Annotated in this window: 20 protein-coding genes and 1 tRNA gene; 5 read left to right on the top strand and 16 right to left on the bottom strand. The window is 58.9% G+C overall.

Annotation, left to right across the window (positions count from 1 at the left end; genetic code table 11):
• Positions 1-4 precede the first annotated feature (4 nt).
• From pal to J2T60_RS01795, 11 genes are all read right to left on the bottom strand, one after another.
• On the bottom strand, positions 5-541 hold the full coding sequence (pal, locus tag J2T60_RS01845) for a peptidoglycan-associated lipoprotein Pal (protein WP_374728478.1): 537 nt from the start codon (positions 539-541) through the stop codon (positions 5-7).
• Between the two features lie 59 nt (positions 542-600).
• Positions 601-1,938, bottom strand: a complete 1,338-nt coding sequence (tolB, locus tag J2T60_RS01840; RefSeq protein ID WP_374728463.1) for a Tol-Pal system beta propeller repeat protein TolB — start codon at positions 1,936-1,938, stop codon at positions 601-603.
• 3 nt (positions 1,939-1,941) lie between these two features.
• Positions 1,942-2,829 carry an energy transducer TonB gene (locus tag J2T60_RS13360; RefSeq protein WP_253444632.1) on the bottom strand — a complete coding sequence of 296 codons (888 nt, stop codon included), beginning with the start codon at positions 2,827-2,829 and terminating at the stop codon, positions 1,942-1,944.
• Entirely contained in the window at positions 2,826-3,284 is a 459-nt protein-coding gene (gene tolR / locus J2T60_RS01830; RefSeq protein WP_253444630.1) for a protein TolR, read from the bottom strand. Before tolR ends, J2T60_RS13360 begins: the two co-directional genes overlap by 4 nt.
• Positions 3,285-3,294: 10 nt before the next feature.
• Positions 3,295-3,975, bottom strand: coding sequence for a protein TolQ (gene tolQ / locus J2T60_RS01825; RefSeq protein WP_253444628.1), 681 nt, complete (start codon positions 3,973-3,975; stop codon positions 3,295-3,297).
• A complete protein-coding gene (gene ybgC / locus J2T60_RS01820; RefSeq protein ID WP_253447522.1) occupies positions 3,968-4,381 on the bottom strand; it encodes a tol-pal system-associated acyl-CoA thioesterase in 414 nt (137 codons plus the stop codon). The genes tolQ and ybgC overlap by 8 nt, the downstream gene beginning before the upstream one ends.
• A 113-nt stretch (positions 4,382-4,494) precedes the next feature.
• Positions 4,495-5,547, bottom strand: a complete 1,053-nt coding sequence (ruvB, locus tag J2T60_RS01815) for a Holliday junction branch migration DNA helicase RuvB (protein WP_253444626.1) — start codon at positions 5,545-5,547, stop codon at positions 4,495-4,497.
• Between the two features lie 8 nt (positions 5,548-5,555).
• On the bottom strand, positions 5,556-6,152 hold the full coding sequence (ruvA, locus tag J2T60_RS01810) for a Holliday junction branch migration protein RuvA (RefSeq protein ID WP_253444623.1): 597 nt from the start codon (positions 6,150-6,152) through the stop codon (positions 5,556-5,558).
• The gene (gene ruvC / locus J2T60_RS01805) at positions 6,149-6,685 is read right to left on the bottom strand and encodes a crossover junction endodeoxyribonuclease RuvC (RefSeq protein ID WP_253444620.1); all 537 of its coding nucleotides are present in this window, start codon (positions 6,683-6,685) and stop codon (positions 6,149-6,151) included. The genes ruvA and ruvC overlap by 4 nt, the downstream gene beginning before the upstream one ends.
• A 51-nt stretch (positions 6,686-6,736) precedes the next feature.
• The gene (locus J2T60_RS01800) at positions 6,737-7,489 is read right to left on the bottom strand and encodes a YebC/PmpR family DNA-binding transcriptional regulator (RefSeq protein WP_253444617.1); all 753 of its coding nucleotides are present in this window, start codon (positions 7,487-7,489) and stop codon (positions 6,737-6,739) included.
• A gap of 34 nt (positions 7,490-7,523) precedes the next feature.
• On the bottom strand, positions 7,524-8,075 hold the full coding sequence (locus J2T60_RS01795) for a YfaZ family outer membrane protein (protein ID WP_253444614.1): 552 nt from the start codon (positions 8,073-8,075) through the stop codon (positions 7,524-7,526).
• A gap of 104 nt (positions 8,076-8,179) precedes the next feature.
• Here J2T60_RS01795 and relA point away from each other — a divergent pair, with 104 nt between their 5' ends.
• Both relA and J2T60_RS01785 read left to right on the top strand, forming a co-directional pair.
• On the top strand, positions 8,180-10,342 hold the full coding sequence (gene relA / locus J2T60_RS01790; protein ID WP_253444611.1) for a GTP diphosphokinase: 2,163 nt from the start codon (positions 8,180-8,182) through the stop codon (positions 10,340-10,342).
• A gap of 19 nt (positions 10,343-10,361) precedes the next feature.
• The gene (locus J2T60_RS01785; RefSeq protein ID WP_253444608.1) at positions 10,362-11,285 is read left to right on the top strand and encodes a glucosaminidase domain-containing protein; all 924 of its coding nucleotides are present in this window, start codon (positions 10,362-10,364) and stop codon (positions 11,283-11,285) included.
• 80 nt (positions 11,286-11,365) lie between these two features.
• On the opposite strand, the gene J2T60_RS01780 is transcribed toward J2T60_RS01785, so the two are convergent.
• The 5 genes from J2T60_RS01780 to J2T60_RS01760 form a co-directional block, all read right to left on the bottom strand.
• On the bottom strand, positions 11,366-12,508 hold the full coding sequence (locus tag J2T60_RS01780; protein ID WP_253444605.1) for a polysaccharide deacetylase family protein: 1,143 nt from the start codon (positions 12,506-12,508) through the stop codon (positions 11,366-11,368).
• Between the two features lie 92 nt (positions 12,509-12,600).
• Positions 12,601-14,031, bottom strand: a complete 1,431-nt coding sequence (lpdA, locus tag J2T60_RS01775) for a dihydrolipoyl dehydrogenase (protein WP_253444602.1) — start codon at positions 14,029-14,031, stop codon at positions 12,601-12,603.
• A gap of 93 nt (positions 14,032-14,124) precedes the next feature.
• Positions 14,125-15,378, bottom strand: a complete 1,254-nt coding sequence (odhB, locus tag J2T60_RS01770; RefSeq protein ID WP_253444599.1) for a 2-oxoglutarate dehydrogenase complex dihydrolipoyllysine-residue succinyltransferase — start codon at positions 15,376-15,378, stop codon at positions 14,125-14,127.
• A 52-nt stretch (positions 15,379-15,430) separates the two neighbouring features.
• A complete protein-coding gene (locus tag J2T60_RS01765; RefSeq protein ID WP_253444597.1) occupies positions 15,431-18,361 on the bottom strand; it encodes a 2-oxoglutarate dehydrogenase E1 component in 2,931 nt (976 codons plus the stop codon).
• Positions 18,362-18,742: 381 nt separating this feature from the next.
• Positions 18,743-18,819 (bottom strand) — tRNA-Arg (locus tag J2T60_RS01760).
• Positions 18,820-18,981: 162 nt separating this feature from the next.
• Between J2T60_RS01760 and J2T60_RS01755 the strand changes: the two genes are divergently transcribed.
• From J2T60_RS01755 to J2T60_RS01745, 3 genes are all read left to right on the top strand, one after another.
• On the top strand, positions 18,982-20,880 hold the full coding sequence (locus J2T60_RS01755; RefSeq protein ID WP_253444594.1) for an outer membrane protein assembly factor BamB family protein: 1,899 nt from the start codon (positions 18,982-18,984) through the stop codon (positions 20,878-20,880).
• A 279-nt stretch (positions 20,881-21,159) separates the two neighbouring features.
• Positions 21,160-22,257 (top strand): PAS domain-containing sensor histidine kinase, encoded by a 1,098-nt coding sequence (locus J2T60_RS01750; RefSeq protein ID WP_253444590.1) that lies wholly within the window; start codon positions 21,160-21,162, stop codon positions 22,255-22,257.
• On the top strand, positions 22,254-22,916 hold the full coding sequence (locus J2T60_RS01745; protein WP_253444587.1) for a response regulator transcription factor: 663 nt from the start codon (positions 22,254-22,256) through the stop codon (positions 22,914-22,916). The genes J2T60_RS01750 and J2T60_RS01745 overlap by 4 nt, the downstream gene beginning before the upstream one ends.
• Positions 22,917-22,964: the final 48 nt, after the last annotated feature.

Here is a 22,964-nt window from a genome sequence, read left to right as displayed (position 1 = left end):
GGCTTCACCGCATATAATCCAGTTCGACCCGGCGGTTCTGCGCCCAGGCCTCTTCGTTGCTCTCATCCACCGCCGGGCGTTCTTCACCATAGCTGACGGTGCGGATCTGGTCCTCGGAGACACCATGGAGTACCAGCATGCGCTTGACCGCCTGGGCCCGACGATCACCCAGACCCACATTGTACTCCCGTGAGCCGCGTTCGTCCGTATGGCCTTCCAGACGAACCCGCAGTTCGTCACGATCACGCAGGTAACGGGCATGTTCGCGCACCAGATCCCGATAATCGTCTTTTACATCGTACTGGTCGAAATCGAAATAGACGATGCGCTCGGAGAGTGGGCTATCCGGATCATCCAGCTCCCGGAACTCCCCCCACTCATCGTCCCGCAGACCGTCCAGATCCGCGTCATCCCGGGTGTCCCGGGTCTGACGCTCATCGTCCTCCCAATCATCATCCTCGGTCACTTCCGTCGTGCCGCAAGCACCCAGCAGGAACGCCAGGCAGGCAATGGCCAGGCCATTGCGAAAAACGCTTTTCAGTTCATTTGCCATCATCTTTCTACCCTCTCTGTCCAACAGGCTATCGTCCAATGGTTCATTCAATCCCGCTCTATCGCATCACGATCCACCGAATCCAGTCGCGGTGACCAGGCCGGTTCCCTGACATTTCCCTCACTGGCCCCCAGGCTTTGCCGAACACGGCCATCGGTGGACACCGCCGCCAGGGTGCCCTGACGATTCTCACGGGCCGCATAGATGATCATGGCCCCGTTGGGGGCAAAGCTCGGGGACTCGTCACTACGGCCTTCGCCCACCACACGCAAGCGCCGACGCTCGAAATCATGCACGGCGATCCGAAATCCTGGCTGGTCTCCGCGATGAATCATGGCCATGTAGCGGCCATCGGGAGAGAGAGTCGGGCGAGCATTATAGTTCCCGTCAAAAGTGATCCGGCGCACATTGCTGCCGTCCCGGTTCACCGAATAAATCTGTGGCGCCCCACCCCGGTCCGAGGTGAAAGCCAGGCGATCCCCATCGGGGAACCAGACCGGCTCGGTATCGATGGACCGGCTACGAGTCAGTCGCTGCAGCTCGCCGTTGTCCAGATCCAGCACGTGCAAATCCGGCCCCCCCTCGCCGGTACTCAGGGCCATGGCCAGGTATCGGCCATCCGGTGAGAAGGCTGGGGCCCCATTGATGCCATCCTGGGCCGAGACCGATTCGCGCTCGCCACTACTTAATTCCTGCACGAATATTTCCGAACGCCGGTTCTCGAAAGACACATAAGCCAAGCGGTCACCGCTGGGTGACCAGGTGGGCGACATGATTGGCTGGGGTGAACTGAGGATCCGCCGGGGATTAAAGCCATCGGAATCAGAGACCACCAAATGAAAACGCTCGCGGTCACCCCGATGTTCTGTTTGAACATAAGCCAAGCGGGTATTGAACGCCCCCGCTTGGCCGGTCAGACGCTCATAGATCATGTCACTGATCTGATGGGCGGCCCGGCGAAGTCGATCCGGACGGGTGGGCAAGCTGTAGCCTAGCAGTTGCTCCCCGCGATGGACATCGAAGACCCGGAAACGAATATCCAGGCGATCCCCATCCTCTCGGATCTCACCGACAATCAAGTTGTCCACGCCGGCACCACGCCACTGGGAAAAACTGGGCGTGGTATCCAAGCCGGGACGCTCGGGCATGTCGGATACAGCAAGGGGATCAAAACGACCACTGCGGCGGAGATTGTCTCGCAAAATCTCGGCCACATCCTCGTCCAGCTCTCCCGAGCCGGTCCACTGAAAGGGGGCCACCGCCACGGGTTCGGCCGCATCCACACCGGAGGTGATATCCACCCGCAATACATCCGCCGACACAGGCAGGCTGAGCAGACACAGGACCAACCATCCGTAGATCGACATCCATCGACAGCGATTCATCTATTAATCTCCCCGAAATACGAATTGGAACTCCCGAATGGAAAGCTCTTCCGGTGGCGTGGGCATGGGGGCGGCCCGATAGACCGCCGTTTCAATGGACCGTACCACCGAGGCCGGCGCATCGCACTGGCTTACCCGCACATTGCTCACATCCCCACCGGGAATCAAGTTGGCCGTCACCACGCACTCCAGATCCGAAGGCACCTCGGCCGGCCGAATCCAGTGTCGCTCCACATGACTGCGCACCTCTGCCGCATACTCAGCGGTAAGACTCTGAACCCGACGCTGTCGTTCCGCCTCCGCCCGTCGCTCGGCCTCTTCCTCGGCGGCGCGGCGCATGGCTTCTTCGGCTTCCTGCTGCCGACGTTCGGCTTCCTCCTCCTGACGGCGGCGTTCTTCTTCCTCAGCCTGGCGGCGTTCTTCCTCCTCCGCCTCGCGGCGGGCCTCTTCCTCCTGGCGTTGACGCTCGGCCTCTTCTTCCTGACGACGCTGTTCCTCGGCCTCCTGGCGCCGTTGTTCCTCGGCCTCAGCCTGGCGACGGGCCTCTTCTTCCTGACGCTGCTGTTCAGCCTCTTCCTGGCGGCGCTGCTCTTCAGCAGCCGCCTGGCGGGCCGATTCTTCCTCGGCGGCCCGGCGCTCGGCCTCCCGGGCCGCCTCACGGGCGGCCTCCTCCCGCTGTCGCTCCCGGACCGCCAGGGTTTCCTGGGCGGCATCCAGCTCTGTCGCATCAATACTGGTGGCCTGGATCACCTCCCCCGGGGCCTCGGCGGCATCTTCGGGAATGGGTTCATCCCGCTCCAGCGACAACAGCAGCGTGCTGCCCAGTAGCAGATGCAGCAGCGCAGATACCAGAATCGGCTTTCGCCAGCTCTGATGCTCTTGCGGCGTCACGCGCCTTCACCTCCCGCAACTTCCCCGGGCGGCTCGGTAATCAGCCCTACACTGGGAGCGCCCGCGGAGCGCAGCATGGTCATGGCCTCCATCACCCGGCCATAGTTCACATTACGGTCCCCACGTACATAGACGGGACTGTCCGGGCGCTCATCCAGGGCCTCGGCCACGATATCCAGCAATTGGTCGGCATCCACTTGCTGGTCGTCTCCCTGACCGATACTAATGAAATAGGCCCCTTCCCGATCCACCGTCACGGTAATGGGTTGGGTATCCTGCAGCTCATCCGGATCAATGGGCTCGGCGTCCATGCTGGGCAGGTCCACATCCACCCCCTGGATCAACAGGGGGGCGGTGACCATGAAGATGATCAGCAACACCAGCATCACATCAATGTAGGGCACCACATTGATCTCGCCCATCATGCGCCGCTTGTTGCGTCTGCCTGATGCCATCAGCGCCTCCTCACTCGGCGTGGGCGTTGCGTTCGAGGATGCTGCAGAATTCCTCGACGAAGGTATCGAAGCGCACTTCCAGGCGCTCCACCTTATTGGCATAACGGTTGTAGCCAATCACCGCCGGAATCGCGGCGAACAAGCCCATGGCGGTGGCAATCAAGGCTTCGGCAATGCCGGGAGCCACCATGGACAGGGTGGCCTGCTGGACCTGGCCCAGGGCCCGGAAAGAGTTCATGATGCCCCAGACCGTGCCAAACAGGCCGATATAGGGGCTGGTGGAACCCACCGTGGCCAGAAACGCCAGATTGTCCTCCAGGCGATCTATCTCGCGCATATGCACAATGCGCATGGACCGCCGAGCACTCTCTACCGCATTGCTGGGCGTCTGCCCCGGTCGGCCCCGTCCGGCCGCGAATTCGGCAAAGCCGGCCTCGAAGATAGCCTCCATTCCCTCCAGGTAATCCGGGCGTTCGGTGACTTCCCGATACAGCTCGCTCAGATCACCGCCGGCCCAAAAGGCCTCTTCAAAGCGACCGGCGGCCTCTTCCGCTTCCTTGAGCATCTGATGCTTTCGAAACATCACCGCCCAGGACGCCACCGAAGCCAACACCAGGATCAGCATCACCAGCTGAACCAGCAGACTGGCTTCGGCAATCAGGGCGAGAATGGACATATCGCCATTATTCATCGAAGAAGATCCTTTGCATTGATTCAGGCAGGGGACGGGGCCGGAAACGTTCCGCATCCAGGCATGCAACCTTGATGACCCCATCAGTAAGATGCTGGCCGTCTTCCACCCGGTAGACGGCTTGTTCAAACACAATACGGGAGCGACGCTGCTCGCTGATCCGGGCGGTCACATGCAGCAGATCATTGAAACGGGCGGGTGCCCGGTAATTGATCTGGGCCGAGGTCACGGCAAACAGCACACCCTCGTCCCGGATTAACCGATCCTGTTCAAAACCCAGGCTGCGTAACCATTCGGTACGCGCCCGTTCCATGAATCGCAGGTAGTTGGCGTAATACACCACTCCACCCACATCGGTATCTTCGTAATAGACCCGAACGGGCCACTCGAATGGCGCAGACAAGATATTCCCCCGCAGCTTCACTCAACGGTCAATGGACAGTGTTGAGCGGAATTGATTCAGAAAGTTTTCCTGACAGACATCAAGCTGACATAAGACAGAAAAGTAACTTCTCTATCCTACGTCTGCGGATCATCAAACAGATCCGGTTCACCCTCACCGGGACGATGACCGGGCGGCTTGAGGCCAAAATGAAGCCAGGCGGAGGATGTGGCCATGCGTCCCCGCGCGGTGCGCTTCATAAAACCCTGCTGAATCAGGTAGGGCTCGATCACATCCTCGATGGTGCCCCGCTCTTCCCCGATGGCCGCCGCCAGGCTGTCCACCCCCACCGGCCCGCCATCAAACTTCTCGATGATGGAAAGCATCAGCTTGCGATCCATGATGTCGAAGCCGTTGGGGTCCACTTCCAGCATATCCATGGCCTGCTGGGCCACGGATTCTGTGACCCGGCCCTCCGCCTTGACCTCGGCAAAATCGCGCACCCGCCGCAACAGGCGGTTGGCCACTCGGGGGGTGCCTCGGGAGCGGCTGGCGATCTGGCGGGCCCCGGCCTCTTCCACCGGCAAATTCAGAATATCCGCCGAGCGTTTCACAATGAAGGCCAGCTCCGCCTCATCATAGAATTCCAAACGCTGGACGATGCCAAAGCGGGCGCGAAGCGGCGAAGTCAGCAAACCGGCTCGGGTCGTCGCCCCTACCAGGGTAAAGGGAGGCAAATCCAGCTTGATGGAGCGAGCCGCCGGGCCTTCGCCGATGACAATATCCAGCTGATAGTCTTCCATGGCCGGATACAGCACTTCTTCCACCACTGGGCTGAGACGGTGGATTTCATCCACGAACAGCACGTCTCCGGGCTCCAGATTGGTGAGTAGAGCCGCCAGATCACCGGGGCGCTCCACCACCGGACCAGAGGTCTGACGCAGGTTGGCGCCCATTTCCTCGGCAATGATATTGGCCAGGGTGGTCTTCCCCAGCCCTGGGGGGCCGAAGATCAGGGTATGGTCCAGGGCGTCGCCGCGCTTTCGGGCTGCTTCCATGAAGATGCCCATCTGCTCGCGCACGGCTGCCTGGCCGACATAATCGTCCAGACGACGAGGCCGGATGGCGCGGTCGAAGCGCTCATCGTCACTGCGGATATCCGGACTGATCAATCGATCTTCTTCACTCATGGGGCTGGTCACTTGGCCGCGCCCCGCAGGGCCTGTCGGATAATTTCTTCGCTGTTGAGTTCTCTATGGTCTACTGCGGCGATCATGCGAGAGGCCTCCCGGGGTTTATAGCCCAGGGCCACCAGGGCATCAAAGGCCTCGTCGGCCGGCTGGACGGGGCCCTGGCTGGCCGCGGGGACTGCCGTCGTTCGCTCAATGCCGGACAGGCTGATCCGGTCTCGCATCTCCACCACCAATCGCTCGGCGGTTTTTTTACCGATGCCGGGCAGCTTGGTGAGCTTGGTAATATCCCGGTCCTGGACGCACTGGGCAAATTCCGACGCCGATATGCCGGACAAAACCCCCAGGGCCATTTTGGCACCTACCCCGCTGACCTTGATCAGGTCCCGAAAGAGGCGACGCTCACCCTGGGTGAGAAAACCGAACAGGATATGGGCATCATCCCGCACCACCAGATGAGTCAAAAGCTCCACGGGGCTGCCAGTCTCCGGCAGACTATAAAACGTGGACATGGGTGCTTCCACCTCATACCCCACCCCATTGACGTCAATCAGCAACTGGGGCGGCTGTTTGGCCGCCAATGTCCCTCGGAGAAAACCGATCATGCCCTTCTTCCTCGTCGTCCGGTGGCCAGACTGCGCTGGGCCAGGGTCAGAGCCGATGCCTCGGTATGGGCGTGGCAAACCGCCACCGCCAAGGCATCGGCCTGGTCGGACTGCAGCTTTTCCCGAATGCCGAGCAGCATGGCCACCATGTGCTGAACCTGTTCCTTGGCCGCTCGCCCGCTGCCCACCACTGCCTGCTTGATTTCACTGGCGGAGTACTCGGCCACCGGCAATTGAGCCTGCAGGGCACCACAGATGGCAGCCCCCCGGGCCTGGCCAAGCTTGATGGCCGAATCCGCATTGCGGGCCACAAACACTCGCTCCACGGCCACCGCCGTCGGCTGGCACCGCTCCACCACCGCCCTGATCCCTTCGAAAATCAGCCGCAGTCGATCCGGAAAATCGCCCTTGCCAGCCTCGATATGACCACTGTCCACATGTCGGAGCTGATTCCCCTGGGCATCTACCACCGCCCAGCCGGTTTTCACCGAGCCCGGATCAATCCCCAGAATACGGCGCGCCGTGTTATCCATCAGCACTGTCTCCGGGTATCCCGGCTAAACCGGCTATTGCGGCAACCACCCTCAGCCGGCCTCCTGTTCTTCATCAAACAGGGCCTCGGGGAAGTCGGCATTGGAATAGACGGTTTGAACATCATCCAGGTCTTCCAGACGATCCAGCAGCTTGAGGACCTTCTCCCCTTCTTCCAGAGACAGTTCAATGGAGGTGGAGGGGCGCATGGTAACCTCCGCCTGCTCGGGCGCCAGATCCTGGGCTTCCATGGCCGCCTTCACATCGGAATAATCTTCCGGCGTGGTAACCAGCTCAATGCTGCCATCCTCGTGATTGACGATGTCCTCCGCACCGGCCTCCAAAGCCGCTTCCATGACCCGGTCCTCGCCGGTTCCGGCAGGATAGCTCAACACGCCCTGCTGACTGAAAAGATAGGACACCGAACCATCCTCGCCCAGGTTGCCGCCATGCTTGGAAAAGGCATGACGAACCTCGGAGACGGTACGATTACGGTTGTCGGTCATGCAATCCACCATGATGGCCACACCGCCCGGGGCATAGCCCTCGTAACGGACCTCTTCCAAGGCATCACCGCCATCCTCGCCGGTGCCCTTGGCGACGGCCTTTTCGATCTTGTCCTTGGGCATATTGCTTCCCAAGGCCTTGTCGATGGCCAGACGCAGGCGGGGATTGGACGCCGGATCGCCCCCTTCACGGGCGGCAACGGTAATCTCCCGGATCAGGCGCGTGAAAATCTTGGCCCGCTTGGCATCCTGAGCGCCCTTGCGATGCTTGATATTGGACCATTTACTATGACCGGCCATAAAACTCCCCGAACGCTGTCAATGGTAAATCGGCTTAGAAATTAAGGCGCAAGCCCACGTGAATCCCCGAGTCCAAGGTCTCGGAGCCGCCCCCGAAGTCAGGACGAACCTGCCGATAACCTAGATAGACATTGGCCTGGCGCAATATTTGGTACTCACCCCGGATCGCCCACTGGGTATAGCGCTCCAGATCCCCGCCGGAAACAATGGACGGGGCGTGGTAGAGATCACCCCCAATGCCGAGACGATTCATGTTGGGAATGGTGTATCGGAAATAGCCGCCGATGGCCAGGGCCAAACCATCCGGGCCCGGGGTATCCACGGCCAGCACGCGGCCACCGATACCCATGTCGAGGCGGGAGCCACCCGGATTGGCGTCATCCACCATGTGCAAGGCCAAGCCCAGCACATCACCGTGATCCTGTTCGTGAATCCAGCTGAACTGGGTTTCCAGTATGCCACCCTGATTGGCGACCTTGAGCTCAGCAGACTCATCGCTGAGATTGAGATCCAGGGTCAGCGCAGCAACCGGGCCCGAGCCCAGCAGGAAAAAAGAAATGGTTATGATTTTCAGTACCTTGAACATCCCCTTACTCTCCTGGTCTGGGGTTATAGGATCGCGAGAACACAAGCGCGTATGATAACGGTTTTAGCCCATACAAAACACGGCGAGGAGCCATTCCGCAGCCTATGAGCCAGAAGGAGCTCAAAAAGGCGCTTGCCGCCGCCCCCCGGCAAGCCACCACATCCTCCACTCCGGCCCCGGATGATCCCGACCGCGCCCGGGCCCTACTCGAGCGCCTGGCCGAGCCGGATAGCGAGGCCCTGGGGCGGGCTCAGGGGATTGCCAGGATTGTATCCGACCTGGACATGCCCGCCGAACTGGAGTGCGCTGCCCTGCTCTTCCCGGCAGTGGATGCCGGGATTTTGTCCGTGGAGAAACTGAGCGGACATTTCTCGCCTACCGTCGCCACCCTGGTAGACGACATGATCCACATGCCCCGTTTCGATGACCTGGGCAGGGCGGATCCGGGGCAGATCCTCTCCCGCACCCAATCCGAAGCCTTGCGCCAGATGCTGCTGGCCATGGCCCAGGATATCCGGGTGGTGGTTCTGCGCCTGGCCGATCAGCTCCATGCCATGCGCAGCCTGCGCCACGGTGACCCCCATACCCAACGGGTCTCCGCCATTGCCACCCGGGAATTGTACGCTCCCTTGGCCAACCGGCTGGGTATCTGGCAGCTCAAGTGGGAACTGGAAGATCTAAGCCTCCGTTTCCTGGAGCCGAGAACCTATCACCGCATCGCCAAGCTGTTGCGGGAAACCCGAGCCGAACGTGAAGCCTACATCACTCACCTGGTGGAACTCATCAGGCAGGAATTATCAGCGGCCGGCATCAACGGAGACGTCAAGGGTCGGCCCAAGCATATCTACAGCATCTGGAAAAAGATGCAGCGCAAGGGCCTGTCTTTTGAAAACCTCTTTGATGTACGTGCCGTCCGTATCCTGGTGGAAAGCGTTCCCCAGTGCTATGCCGTGCTGGGCCTGATTCACGGCCTCTGGCGACATATTCCCCACGAGTTCGACGACTACATCGCCAACCCCAAGGAAAACAATTACCAGTCGCTGCACACCGCCGTATTCGGCCCGGATGACAAGGCGGTAGAAGTCCAGATTCGTACCTGGGACATGCATGAGCATGCCGAGCTGGGGGTGGCGGCACACTGGCGTTACAAGGAAGGTGGCCAACGCGGCGACCCGGCGCTGAACGAACGCATCGCCTGGCTTCGCCGGCTACTGGAACCAGTGGACCCGGACGAAGGGGATCACGACCTGCTGGACCGTTTCCAGTCCGAGGTCTTCGAGGACCGTATCTATGCCCTCACACCCAGCGGCGACATCGTGGACCTGCCGCCCAAGGCCACGCCGGTGGATTTTGCCTATCGCATCCACACCCAGGTGGGGCATCGTTGCCGGGGCGCCAAGGTGGACGGGCGCATTGTCAGCCTGAATCATGAGCTGAAAAACGGTAATCGGGTGGAGATCCTCACCGGCAAGCACGCCCGCCCCAGCCGCGACTGGCTGGTCCCGCAACTGGGCTATGTGGCCAGCAGTCGGGCCCGTGCCAAAATACGCCACTGGTTCCGGCAACAAAATCAGGAAAACCACCTGGAACAGGGCCGCCAAATCCTGGATCGGGAAGCCAGCCGCCTGGGCGTGGAATTACCCGACCGGAAACGCCTGGCCCGGGAATTCAAATACCAAACCATTGAAGAACTACTCACCGCCATCGGGCGCGGGGATGTCACCGGGGATCAGATCGGCAACCGTCTGAGTCGCTGGCTGGAACCCCAAGATCCCACTCCGGAGACCATTCGGACCCGCCCCAGTCGGGCCTCCGAGGGCGGCGTGAGAGTACTGGGCATTGGTGACCTGGCCACCACCATGGCTCGCTGTTGCCGTCCCGTGCCCGGGGATGAGATCGTGGGGTTCATCACCCGCGGTCGCGGTGTCAGCATCCATCGTCGGGATTGCGGCAATATGCTGCGCTTGGCCGAGGATCAGGAAGAACGCCTGATCGAGGTGGATTGGGAGCGGGATGATGGTCGCGGCTATGCCGCCGACATCCAGGTCACCGCCTGGGACCGCCAGGGCCTGCTCCGAGACATCACCACCTTGCTGGGCAATGACGGTGTCAACATCACCAATATTGCCACCCAGACCGACGCCAAAAACCATACGGCTCGCATTCGGCTGACCGTGGAACTGGCCAATCGCAACCAACTAAGCCAGACCCTTCAGCGGCTGGCCCAGCTAGCCAACGTCACCGAAGCCAAACGGATCAAACAATAACCATAAAGAAGGCATCTCCATGCATGATGAGCTCACCCCCCGGGATTGGCTGATTCGAACACTCCCCCTGCTGCCGCTAGTGGTGGCGGGCCTGATCATTCTGTGGTTCATTGAACCTGCGGACGAAGTGGTACCGCCTCCGGTGGATCTGACTGAAATCACCGCCGAGACGCCCCAGGAACTGGCCATGGTCTTTGCCGAACGGGACTACCAGTGGCCCCCGGAAGGCACGGTACCCCCGCTGTCCCTCAGCCATTTCCCCGATGGCATGGCCGAACTGGGCGTGGACGAGCGCAAGTCCCTGTTCTTTCGCAGTCTGCTGCCCCTGGTGTTGGCGGAAAATCAACGCATTGAGGAAAAACGTCGGGCCTTTCTTCCCATTCATGACCGCCTCAACCAGGACCGGGATGCGGAACTCTCCGAAGAGGAAGCTATCCTGCTGGACCACCTGAGCCAACGCTATCGCATCGATGGTGATCTGCGGGATACCAGCGAGCGGGAGCGGCTACTCCGCCGCCTGGATATCGTACCGCCCTCTCTGACGCTGGCCCAGGCGGCCAATGAAAGTGGCTGGGGCAGCTCACGCTTCACCCAGGAAGCCAATAATCTGTTCGGGGAATGGACCTGGGATGAGAGTCAAGGCTTGATGCCTCAACGCCGAGTGGAGGGTGCCACTCACTTTGTCCGAATCTTTACCAACCTCAGAGGTTCGGTTCGCTCCTATATTCACAATCTGAATACCGGCCATGCCTATACCGCCCTGCGCCAGACACGTGCCCAGTTGCGGGCCGGTGGTCAGACACCGGATGGCTTGCGGCTTGCCGAAGGCCTGGAACGTTATTCGGAGCGTGGGCAGGCTTATATTCGGGAAGTCCAGTCCATGATTCGGCAAAACCAGCTGGAAGACCTGCCGCAGGATCTGGAATTGGAACAGCCTGAATAAACTGCGGTAAATCTCGTCGCCACCCCGGGGCTGGGAAAGCCCTACTGCCCCGGGGTTCATCCAGGCTGGATACGCTGCCTTTATTTTCGGCCGTGAATCCACTGGAAGCTGTACCAGTGGAAACCACCACCCTGGGCGGGCACCGTACAGTTATAACGACTCCGCCCCTCCGGCATGGCCTGCTGGGCGGTTACGGCCAATACCCGCGGGTTTTCACCGATCCACTCAAGCTCTGCCGAGCCCGGACCGGCAAAGCAATTGATTCGATCCAGGGCAATATCGGTTTCGGCAAAGGTCAATTCCAGCATGGGGGGATTTTGCTGATCAATGGCCGTGGGATCCTCGGGTGAAATGGCGGTCACCGGCAAGGGTCGGGTATTGACCCGCATGCGGAAATCATCGGGATCCCCATAGGCCTCGGCCATGGCAAATCGTGGCAGAGCCAGCATGTCCGAATGATGCCCCACCGGCCCTGAGTGCTGCCCAAAGGCCACATAACCCATATCTTCCATGATCGATTTTACAGCGGTGTCATATTCCCCATAAGGATAGGCATGCAGGGGCGGATCATCCGGCACATACTCCTCCAGCTCTTCCCTTAAACGGCTTTCAGCCTGCTCGATCTCTCCGCGTATCCGGGCCTCCCAGTCCGACTCACTTTCCCCGTCCTCCCGAGCCACCAGATAGGCATGACTAGCCGAATGGTTAGCGAAACTGGCTCGACTGTTCTCGGCCAACTCCCGCAATTGATCCCAACTCATATAGCTGCCGCCGGCACGGCCATCAGGCCCGTCCGTATTCACGAAAACCATATAGGGCCAATCCCGCTCTTTCAGCAACGGGAAAGCATTCTCATGAATGGAAACATAGGCATCATCAATGGTGATAGCCACGGTTCTAGGCGGAATCTCCCGGCCCTCCTTGAGATAGTCCACTATCCTTTCCACCGGCCAGACGTTGAAATCTTCCGACTCCAGATAATCCAGGTGGTCTTTAAACTGCTCCATTCGGATATTGGTAGAGGGGTATTGATCCTCACCAAAGCGGTGGTACATCAAAATCACGGCACCATCCTCTCCGGACGCTGCACCGTCAAACTCCCCGGAGTTGTCGGCTTGCCTGGTATCGGCCCCGGCATCATCTGTGTTCATTTCTCCGCCATTCTCGTCACAGCCAAGCAGGAGCAAGGCAGGCAATAAAACCATCAAGCGCAGTAGGAACATGGGCAAACCTCATTAAGCTGAAAACCGGATAAAAAAACGGGGCGCCCGTTACCGGACACCCCGCCTCATTGCTTCACTGAACAAGCCCTGAATCAGCGATTGACGCCATGCAGAGCTTTCTTATCCACGGCCAGGGCAGCCTCGTGGATAACCTCACCCAGCGCCGGATGGGCGTGGATGGTCAGCTGAATGTCCTCGGCACTGGCCCGGAATTCCATGGCCAACACGGCCTCAGCAATGAGCTCGGAAGCCATGGGACCGGTAATATGAACCCCCAGAACTTCATCGCTTTCCTTATGGGCCAGCATCTTGACCATACCGCTGGCCTGGTTCATGGCCTGTGCCCGGCCGTTGGCGGCGAAGCCGAAGGTGCCTACCTTGTAGGGTACCTTCTCTTCCTTCAGCTCTTCCTCGGTCTTGCCGACCCAGGCCACTTCCGGTGCGGTGTAAATAATGTTGGGAATGGTATCGTGATTCATCTCGGCGGTTTTGCCGGCGATCAGATCCGCCACCACCACGCCTTCTTCCGAGGCCTTGTGGGCCAGCATGGGCCCCGGGGCGCAATCACCCACGGCCCAGACGTTCTTGGCCGAGGTCTTGTTCTGCTTATCCACCTTGATAAAGCCCCGGTCATCGGTTTCCACCTTAACACCATCGCCAAACAGATCATCAGTGTAAGGGCGACGGCCCACGGAAATCAGTAGCTTGTCGAAGGTGGCCTCCTGCTTGCCGTCTTTGTCTTCATAGACGATCTTGACGTCCTTCTTTCCGGCCTTGGCTTCCACCAGCTTGGCGCCCAGCTTGATGTCCAGGCCCTGCTTCTTGAACTGGCGCTGGGCATCCTTGGCAATCTGCTGATCCGCCATGAACAGGAACTTATCCTGGGCTTCGATCATGGTGACCTCAGAGCCGAGCCGGCTCCAGACACTGCCCATTTCCAGACCGATAACACCCGCGCCGATCACACCCAGGCGCTTGGGCACTTCCTCGAATTCCAGGGCATCCCAGGAGTCCACAATCCGCTCACCATCGAACTTGGCAAACGGCAGCTCCACCGGGGTAGAACCGGTGGCCAGGATCACGTGCTTGGCTTCGATGGTCTGCTTCTTGCCGCCACCCAGGGGGGTGACTTCCACCTTGTTGCCCTTGAGCAGCTTGCCGGTACCGGGAATGCCTTCCACCTTATTGGCCTTGAACAGCTGGGCAATGCCGCCGGTGAACTGCTTGGCGATGCCATCCTTGCGCTTAAGCATGGCCGCCAGGTCCAACTTGGGCTTGCCCACATTGATACCGTGCTGATCAAACTCATGGCCGGCCCGGTGGTAAAGCTCGGAGGACTCCAGCATGGCCTTGGAGGGGATACAGCCCGCATTCAGGCAGGTACCGCCGAAGGCATGGGAATCATCCCGGTTCTGCCAGTTATCCACACAGGCGGTCGTCAGACCATTCTGTGCCGCACGAATAGCAGCCACATAGCCACCGGGACCGCCACCAATCACAACCACATCAAAGGACTTGCTCATGAATCACCCTTGGGTAAGAACCTGGAAAAAGAAATTCTATCTCGGAATCAAACGATGTGGCCGGGGCCAAAAACCCCGGCCACATGAGCATGCTTAGACCTGAAGCATCAAACGGGCCGGATCTTCCAGGGACTCCTTGATGGAGACCAGGAATTGGACCGCATCCTTGCCGTCGATAATGCGGTGATCATAGGTCAGGGCCAGATACATCATGTTACGCACTTTAATCTCCCCATCCACCACCATGGGCCGCTCCTGAATCTTGTGCATACCCATAATGGCACTTTGAGGCGGATTGATGATGGGCGTGGAGATCAGGGAGCCGAAGACACCGCCATTGGTGATGGTGAAAGTACCACCCGTCAGGTCATCCATACCCAGACCACCCTTGCGGGCCTTTTGGGCGTAGTCGGCGATATCGCCCTCGATCTGGGCGAAGCCCTTCTGATCACAATCACGGACCACCGGCACCACCAGGCCCTTGTCACTGGAAACGGCAATGCCGATATCCCAATAGTCATGATAGATCACATCCGTGCCTTCCACGGAGGCGTTAACAATGGGGTGCTTCTTGAGGGCCTCCACCGCCGCCTTCACGAAGAAGGACATGAAGCCCAGGCGCACGCCGTGCTCTTTCTCGAAGGTTTCCTTGTAGCGCTTGCGCAGCGCCATGACTTCCGTCAAATCCACTTCGTTGAAGGAGGTGAGCATGGCCGCATTGGACTGGGATTCCACCATGCGCTCGGCGATCCGGGCCCGCATCCGGCTCATGGGCACCCGACGATCTTCCCGGGACCCGCTGACAACCCCCTGGGCAGCCGGCTTGGCGGTACCGGAATCGGCGGGCTTGCTGGCCTCTTTCTTCTTGTCCGCACCGCCCTCATCAATAAAGGCCATCACATCGGCCTTGGTCAGGCGACCACCCTTGCCGCTCCCGTCAATATCGGCAGGATCCAGATCATGCTCTTCCACCAGGCGGCGGACCGAGGGAGACAGCTTGTCGGCGGCGGACTTGTCATCGCTCTCGGCTTTCTTGCCTTCATCCGCTTTCGCTTCCGCCTTCTCTTCCCCACCATCATCCTTCTCATCGCCACCGGAGGCCTCGGCCGTGGCACCCACTTCGACAATGGCAATCACATCACCGCTGGTGACGGTGCCTTCTTCCACCCTAATCTCTTTCAATACCCCATCGGCGGGTGCCGGTACTTCCAGCACCACCTTGTCGGTTTCCAGGTCGGCCAGGTTTTCATCACGCTTAATGGCATCGCCGGCACTCTTGTGCCAGGCCACCAACGTGGCGTCGGAAACGGATTCCGGTAGTTGCGGTACTTTGACTTCAGTGCTCATGCTGTCTCCGAGAATTTCTTGGATGATTTATTGATTCGGTTCACCGCGCCATTCAGGCGCTGGTTTTCTTGCCAGATGCTTTTTTCTTAGTGGTCTTTTTCTTGCTGGTTTTTTTCGTGGCCGCTTTGCTTTGACCACCACTCGCCTTGCCGCCGGTGTTCAGGGCCGACTCGATTACTTCCTTCTGCTGTTTCACATGCAGCTTGAAATAACCGGCGGCGGTGGACGCCGCCGTAGCCCGGCCCACATAACGCAAGCTGTGCTTGTCGGTAAGTGGCGCATGCAGGCGATGGCGGATGTTGTACCAAGCCCCCTGGTTCTTGGGTTCTTCCTGGCACCAAATCACTTCCGTGGCATTGGGGTATTGCTTAATGGCTTCCCGATAAGACTTCTGCGGGAAGGGATAAAGCTGTTCAATCCGAACCAGGGCCACGTCCTGGATGTCTTCCTTGCGGCGGGCCTCCAGCAAATCGTAATAAACCTTGCCGGCGCAGAAGACAATGCGCTTGACCTTCTTGTCATCCAGCTTGTCCACTTCCGGGATGACCGTGTGGAAGCAGCCCTCCGAAAGATCGCTCAGGGGCGAGGTGGACAGCTTGTGGCGCAGCAGGCTCTTGGGGGTGAGCACCACCAAGGGCTTGCGATACTTGCGCACCATTTGACGGCGCAGCATGTGGAACATTTGTGCCGGTGTGGATGGCACACAAACCTGCATATTGTGCTGGCCACAGAGCTGCAGATAGCGCTCCAGGCGGGCCGAGGAATGTTCCGGCCCCTGCCCTTCATACCCATGGGGCAAGAACAGGACCAGCCCACAGTAACGCCCCCACTTGGCCTCACCCGAGCTGATGAACTGATCCATGATCACCTGGGCGCCGTTGGCGAAATCACCAAACTGGGCTTCCCAGATCACCAGAGTATCCGGATTGGTGGTGGAATAACCATATTCAAAGCCCACCACGCCCTGCTCAGACAACAGGGAATCATAGACATAGCAAGGCGCCTGGTCCTCGCTCAGGTTCTGCAGTGGGATATAGGGTTTATTTTCCTTCTGATCCAGAAGGCGGGCATGGCGATGGAAGAAAGTTCCCCGGCCACTGTCCTGACCAACGATGCGAACACCGAAATCCTCGGTGAGCAGGCTGGCATGGGCCATATTCTCTGCAAAGCCCCAGTCCATGGGCAGATCACCATTCCCCATCTTCTTGCGATCGTCAATGATCCGCTGCACCCGGCTGTGCAGCTTGAAGGAATCAGGAATCTCCGTGAGCCCCTTCACCAACTCCTGGACACGGTCTACATCGATGGTGGTTTCCACGTGTTCATCCCATTCATTGAGATTGAACTCGCTCCAGTCCACCGTGTACTGGTTCCCGATCATACCCTGGCTTTTGGGTGCCACCATCTGGCCGGCATCCAGCTTGTCACGATAGTCATCCAGCATTTTCTGGGCATCATCCTCACCCACCACACCAGTATCCGCCAGATGCTCGGCATAGATTTCCCGGGTGGTGGGGTGGGAACGGATAACCGAATACATATCGGGCTGGGTCACCGCCGGCTCATCCGCCTCGTTGTGCCCATGGCGGCGATAGCAGACCAGATCGATCATCACATCCTTGTTGAAGCGCTGGCGGTATTCAAAGGCCAGGCGGGTCGCAAAGACCACGGCTTCCGGGTGATCGGCATTCACATGCAGGATGGGCGCCTCGATCATCTTAGCTACATCAGTCGCATACGGCGTGGACCGGGCATCCTCGGGATTACTGGTGGTAAAGCCCACCTGGTTATTCACCGTGATGTGGAAGGTCCCACCGGTATAAAAACCCCGGGTCTGGGACATCTGCAGGGTTTCCTGGACGATACCCTGGCCGGCCAAGGAAGCATCACCGTGAATCAAGATGGGCATGACAGTACTGCCCACTTCGTCCTCGCGCCGATCCTGACGCGCCCGCACGGAGCCTTCCACCACCGGATTGACGAACTCCAGGTGGGAGGGGTTAAAGGCCAGTGCCACATGGACATTGCCGCCGGGGGTCTCCAGATCCGAGGAGAAGCCCATATGGTATTTCACATCCCCGGAACGGTCTTCCATGTCATCGTCATAAATGCCCTCGAATTCCGAGAACAGTTCTTCCGGACTCTTTCCCAGAACATTAATCAGGACATTGATGCGGCCCCGGTGAGCCATGCCCACCACAACCTCTTCCAGGCCTTCCTTGCCACCTTGCTGGATGAGATCCTCCAGCATGGGGATCATGGATTCACCACCTTCCAGTGAGAAGCGCTTCTGACCCACATACTTCTTGTGCAGATAACGCTCAATCCCTTCGGCACCGGTCAGCTGGCGCAACAGGGTCTTCTTTTCCTCATCACTCAAGGAAGCTTCCGACAGGCCCCGCTCGAAACGCTCCTGCAACCAGCGGCGCTCCTCCGGGTCGGTGACGTGCATATACTCAAAGCCGATGGCATCGGTATAGAGGCGTTCCAACTGGGCGATGATGTCGCGCAGCTTCATGAAATCCTTGGCGAACAACCCCATGGTAGAGAATTCCATGTCCATATCGGCATCCGACAGACCATGGAAGGCAGGCTGCAGCTCATCCAGGGCCGGCTTTTCCCGAAGCCCCAGGGGATCAATATTGGCCACGCGATGGCCCCGACCACGATAGGCCTGGATCATGCGGGCCACACCCGCCTGCTTCTCGGCCAGTCGGGGATCGAAGCCATCTCCCGCCGCCGGCCCGGCGGCGCGCGGTGCGCGGGCCCGCTCGGCCATCTCTTCAATAATGGGCCCGTGGCGCACGTCCGCGCCCTGGCCCTGGCCGCCGGCGGCGTCCAGAAAACCCCGAAAATAGGTGCGCCACTCGTCAGGCACGGCATCCGGGTCTTCCAGGAACTTTTCGTAAATATCCAGGATAAACGGCGCATTGGCGCCGAAAAGGTGAGAAGTTGCGTACTTCTGCTCGAGAGTTTCACTCATCGGTATCGGTCACTGAGTCGCGTACAAGGACGGCTTGCCGGATAGCGCCAGCGCTATCGGCACGAGAATGGGTGGGGATGTTGCAGGCACGGGCCAAGGATTCAGGCTTAAAAAGCCCGTCCGGTTTGTAGCCGGGAAGCGTATTGCGCCGCATCCTGGGTGCCGCTCCAAAGTGGGTTTGCAACGGCGCCATAGTGTATATGATTTGACGCCGGGAAGGAACCGTGGTCAGGGGAAAATGCCCGCCGAAATGGGGAGTTGGGCACATAGGGCACTGCGCAGTGCGCCCTGCAACCATCCAATAACCCGCAGGTTTGACGACTGCCCTTTCCAGTGAGTTTTGGGAAGAACGTAGCACTGGCTACTCGGAACCAAGCAAGATGGCGCCCCGGGCAGGAGTCGAACCTGCGACCTGCCGCTTAGGAGGCGGCTGCTCTATCCTGCTGAGCTACCGGGGCTGGAAAGTACGCCATTCTACCGCCTCTACCCCGCCACATCACCCCCTGACTCCACCCCATCCCGGTCATGGAGACCCTCACACGGGGGGTTTAACTCCCCCGGTGGCTTCGGCCACCGTCACACTGCCCAGAATATGTATCAATACGTTCAAGGAGGACACCATGAATACAAGTTTGAGTGGCATTTTAGTCAGTAGCGCGGCAGTCACCGTGCTGGCACTCCAGGGTTGCGCCAGCCTGGAATCGGAAGTCGACCCGGACTGGGAATCCGAAGCCTGGGCGGGTGCGGAAACCGCCGCTACCGCAGACGGCTCACGGCTAGTGTTGGCAGGCTCCCGGCATGTATTCCTGCTGGACGGCAGTGATGGCGAATTGATCGGGGGCATCGGAGAACTGGAGGAAAGCTTCAGTGATCAGATGCGCAGAGCCTTCAACCCGGTCGCCGGTAATCCCGACTACCCGCTGGAAGCTCGCAACAGCAATGTTGTGCTGTTGCCCGAGGCCGGTAAACTGCTGATTTTCAACTATCAGCACCATTCCGAGAAAGTCACCGCCGTGGATATTGATTCCGGTGATACCCAATGGCACACGGATCAATTCAACTACAGTGTGCAGCAATATGAGCAGCATATCCGCCGGGCCACCGAAGCAGCCGGTCAGGCCCTGAGCACCGTACTGGGTGGAGAAGGCAGTGGGGAATCGGCCGAAAACCGTCGGGCCCGCCAATACCTGTTCGCTCAATCCCTGGTGGAGTCAGTGGACGATGGAGATGCGATTATCTTCAAGACCTTCCAGGGACTGGTCAAACTGGACGCTGAAACCGGCAATCAACATTGGCAAGTCCGTGAATTTGGTGGCCCCGGAATCCTGGATGTAGCAACACTGGACAATGGCGACTATCTCGTTGCATCCACCGGGCAGGACCTGAGCCGCCTCCAGGTTGCCGACGCCTACCATCTGGCCCGAATCTCTCCTGAAGGAGAGCTCCGCTGGCTCAATGAGCATAGCGGTGACAATACCCAAGGACTCCATCTCGCATCCAATCATGTCGTTGTGGACGGGGAAACCATTGAAGTCTTCGATCTGGATCAGGGTGAGAACTTGTGGCAGGGGCCTGAGCGCTGGAGGATGGATGACCACACCGATCCCAGAGCACTCCCCCAACCCGCCCCCTTGCTCAGCGACAACGCCCTGTATCAGGCAGCCAGCGCCCATGGGGAAGACGGCGGTTTCGTCAGCACCGGCTTTCCCCACCGGATCCGCAGCTATGACATGGACACCGGGGAAACCCGGTGGGAAACACCTGAAGTGGATACCTTCTTTGGCGAACTCCAGAAGATTGATGATCAACTGATTGTCTGGGGTGCCGGGGAATTCTTCGGTGATCATGACGGCGGCGGCATCGCGGCTTTGAATCCCGAAACGGGTGAAGTCCTCTGGAACAGTCCAGAAATGGAAACCCCGGGTCTGGTATCACAATCAAAATGGGTGGTTGAACCCGTCTATGACGCCAACAAGGAACATGTTTTCATCGCCGGTCCCGAAGAGCTTTATGGCTTCAGGATCAGAGATGGTGAACAAATCCTGGAACGCAACCTGGCGGATACGGGACTGGGCGATACCGTTGGCCTGACCGAACATAACGGGGCGTTGATCGTCATCGGACAGGATGGCGTCACCGCCTACGACATGAACAACGGCGAACAGCATTTCCAGGTGGAAACCGAAAACATCACGGACTATTTCCACCGCGACGATCGCCTGGTGTTGAAGGTGAGTGCCGGCGGGATCATGGCCATGGCGGAGCCGGCCAATGGCGACGACGGCCCAAGCGCCATGGACCCCCGCACCGGAGACAACATCCGGACCTCAAGCACAAGCTCCGTCCCCTCCGGCGTGGTGGCACTGGATCTGCCCAGCGGAAACCTGGGTCAGCTGGCCGCCTGGGATCTCCCCGAAAGATTGCGCTTCGGCCCCTTGTCCGATGTATTCGTAACCGATGACGGCCAATACGCCTACATTGTCGGCGATCGGGCAAGACTGTTCCGCTACACCCTGTAAGCAGAAGGGATGAAAGGCAATAAGGGGCTCGGTCTTTGGCAGGCCGGGCCCCTTATCATGATACGCCCCCTCGACGCAGGTAGGCTTTTTTATTAACCAATAGTGAATTTCACCATTCAGCCAGGCAGACTCCCCTGCGACTATTAACAATTGCATCAATTCACTCGGGTTAAAGCAAGAAGCTGGTCACGAGGAGGAGACCTTCCAGAATCACCCTGCACCAAGGGTAAACTCTGACACGCCGGCGTGTCAGAGTTTTTTCAACGGAAGCAAGATTGAATGATCACCCCGTATAAGCAAGACCCTGGTCATCTGGAGCAAATTGTCGAAATTGCCCATGAAGCCATCGTGACCATCAATAGCGATCAACGTATCGTGGCCTTTAACCGAGGCGCGGAACGGATGTTCGGCTATTCCCGCGGGGAAATGCTGGGTACCTCCCTGGATCGTCTGCTGCCAGCCCCGGTAGCTCGACATCACAGTCAACTGGCTCACCACTTCCTCAACTGCAGCCCACAGGACCGGACCATGGCCCCTCGACGCCCCGTGCGGGCAAGAAATGCAGAGGGTCAGGAATTCGAGGTACTCATCACCCTCTACTCCACTGGCACCGGCGACTCGGCCATTGCAACAGCCGTAATTGTAGCTCCCTCGGAACGCCGGGAGAGCAACGAACAGCTGCGACGGCTACTTGAACAGAACCGTCGCAATGGTATCCAGCTGCTCAAACGGGAAAACGACTATCGCCGCAGACTGGCCCAATTAATCCATAACGACCTATCCCAGGAAGCGGTCAGCATTGGCGTTAACCTCGAACTAGCGCGACAGTACATCCCTGAACAAAAGCGTGAACTGGAAGAGCTATTCACTCGCATCAATAACGCAATACAGAGGGTTCATGACACAGTTGACCAACTGATCAATCAAACTCGGCTCCCCCTTCTCGACAGCTTCACCCTGGCTGAAGCCGTAGCTGATTGCATACGCCGCCTGGGCATCCGTGACAGCGGCCTAATCATCGAGGAAATGATTGACCCCGATGTGGAACAACTTCAGGACCCCGCAAAAACCATTGCCTACCGTATCGTTCAGGAATCACTTACCAACATCATGCGTCATGCTAGACCTGCCGCTTCGAAGGTGAGCCTTGAAATCCGAATAGAGAAATCCGGGCCATCGAGGAGTCGTCTGCTTCTAAGGATTGACGACGATGGTCATGGCTGCCAACCATCGGACACAGAGAAACGGTCGGGCATTGGCATTCAGCAAATGCGGGAATGGTGCACGGCTCTTGGCGGTCATCTCACCACCAGCACATCGCCCTGGGGCGGATTTCGTGTGAGTGGCATATTCCCTATTGAGGGTGAATTATCATGACCAAGACCCTACTGAAGGAGGATTCTAGAGCCAAGGTCAAGTTGCTGTTGGTAGATGACCATTCAGTAGTACGCATGGGCATTCGGCAAGCGCTTGCAGATGAATTTTCCTGCCTGGAATGTGCCAACGCCGCAGAGGCTCGTATTAAATTACGCGAGCATAACCCTGGAATATCCGTCGTGGACCTCTCCCTTCCAGATGAAGACGGCCTATCCCTTATCCAGGCACTTCATCAGCAGGCCGGACCTCCATTGGGCATCGTTGTCTTTAGCCGCCACCGCGATGCAGGCATCATCTACCGCGCCCTGGAACTGGGTGCCAGCGCCTATATCAACAAGCGCTCAAGCATTAGGGAACTAAGAAAAGGACTCCACGCGGTCAGTCACCACGAACATTACCTATGTCCGACATCTAGGCAGGCACTCGATGAGGTGGGCAGTCTACCCACCCCAATCCGGATCGACCAACTCACCCAGCGTGAAATGGCCTTAATCCGGGCCATTTCCGAAGGGCTTTGTGCCAATGGACTAGCCAAACGTTTCAACATTAGCACCAACACCGTAGGAAACCACAGACGTAACATTATGAAAAAGCTTGGCGTCACCCGCCTTTCGGAGCTTTACCGCCTGGCCATGGAGCTGGAGCTACCCCACAACTGAACCACGAAATAGCCCCCAAACTGTATGGTGAAAACCACCATGGAAAAA

The organism is Natronospira proteinivora (assembly GCF_024170465.1).
Classification (GTDB): domain Bacteria; phylum Pseudomonadota; class Gammaproteobacteria; order Natronospirales; family Natronospiraceae; genus Natronospira; species Natronospira proteinivora.
Note: the sequence above shows the minus strand (reverse complement) of the source record. Positions and strands in the feature narration are given on the sequence as shown.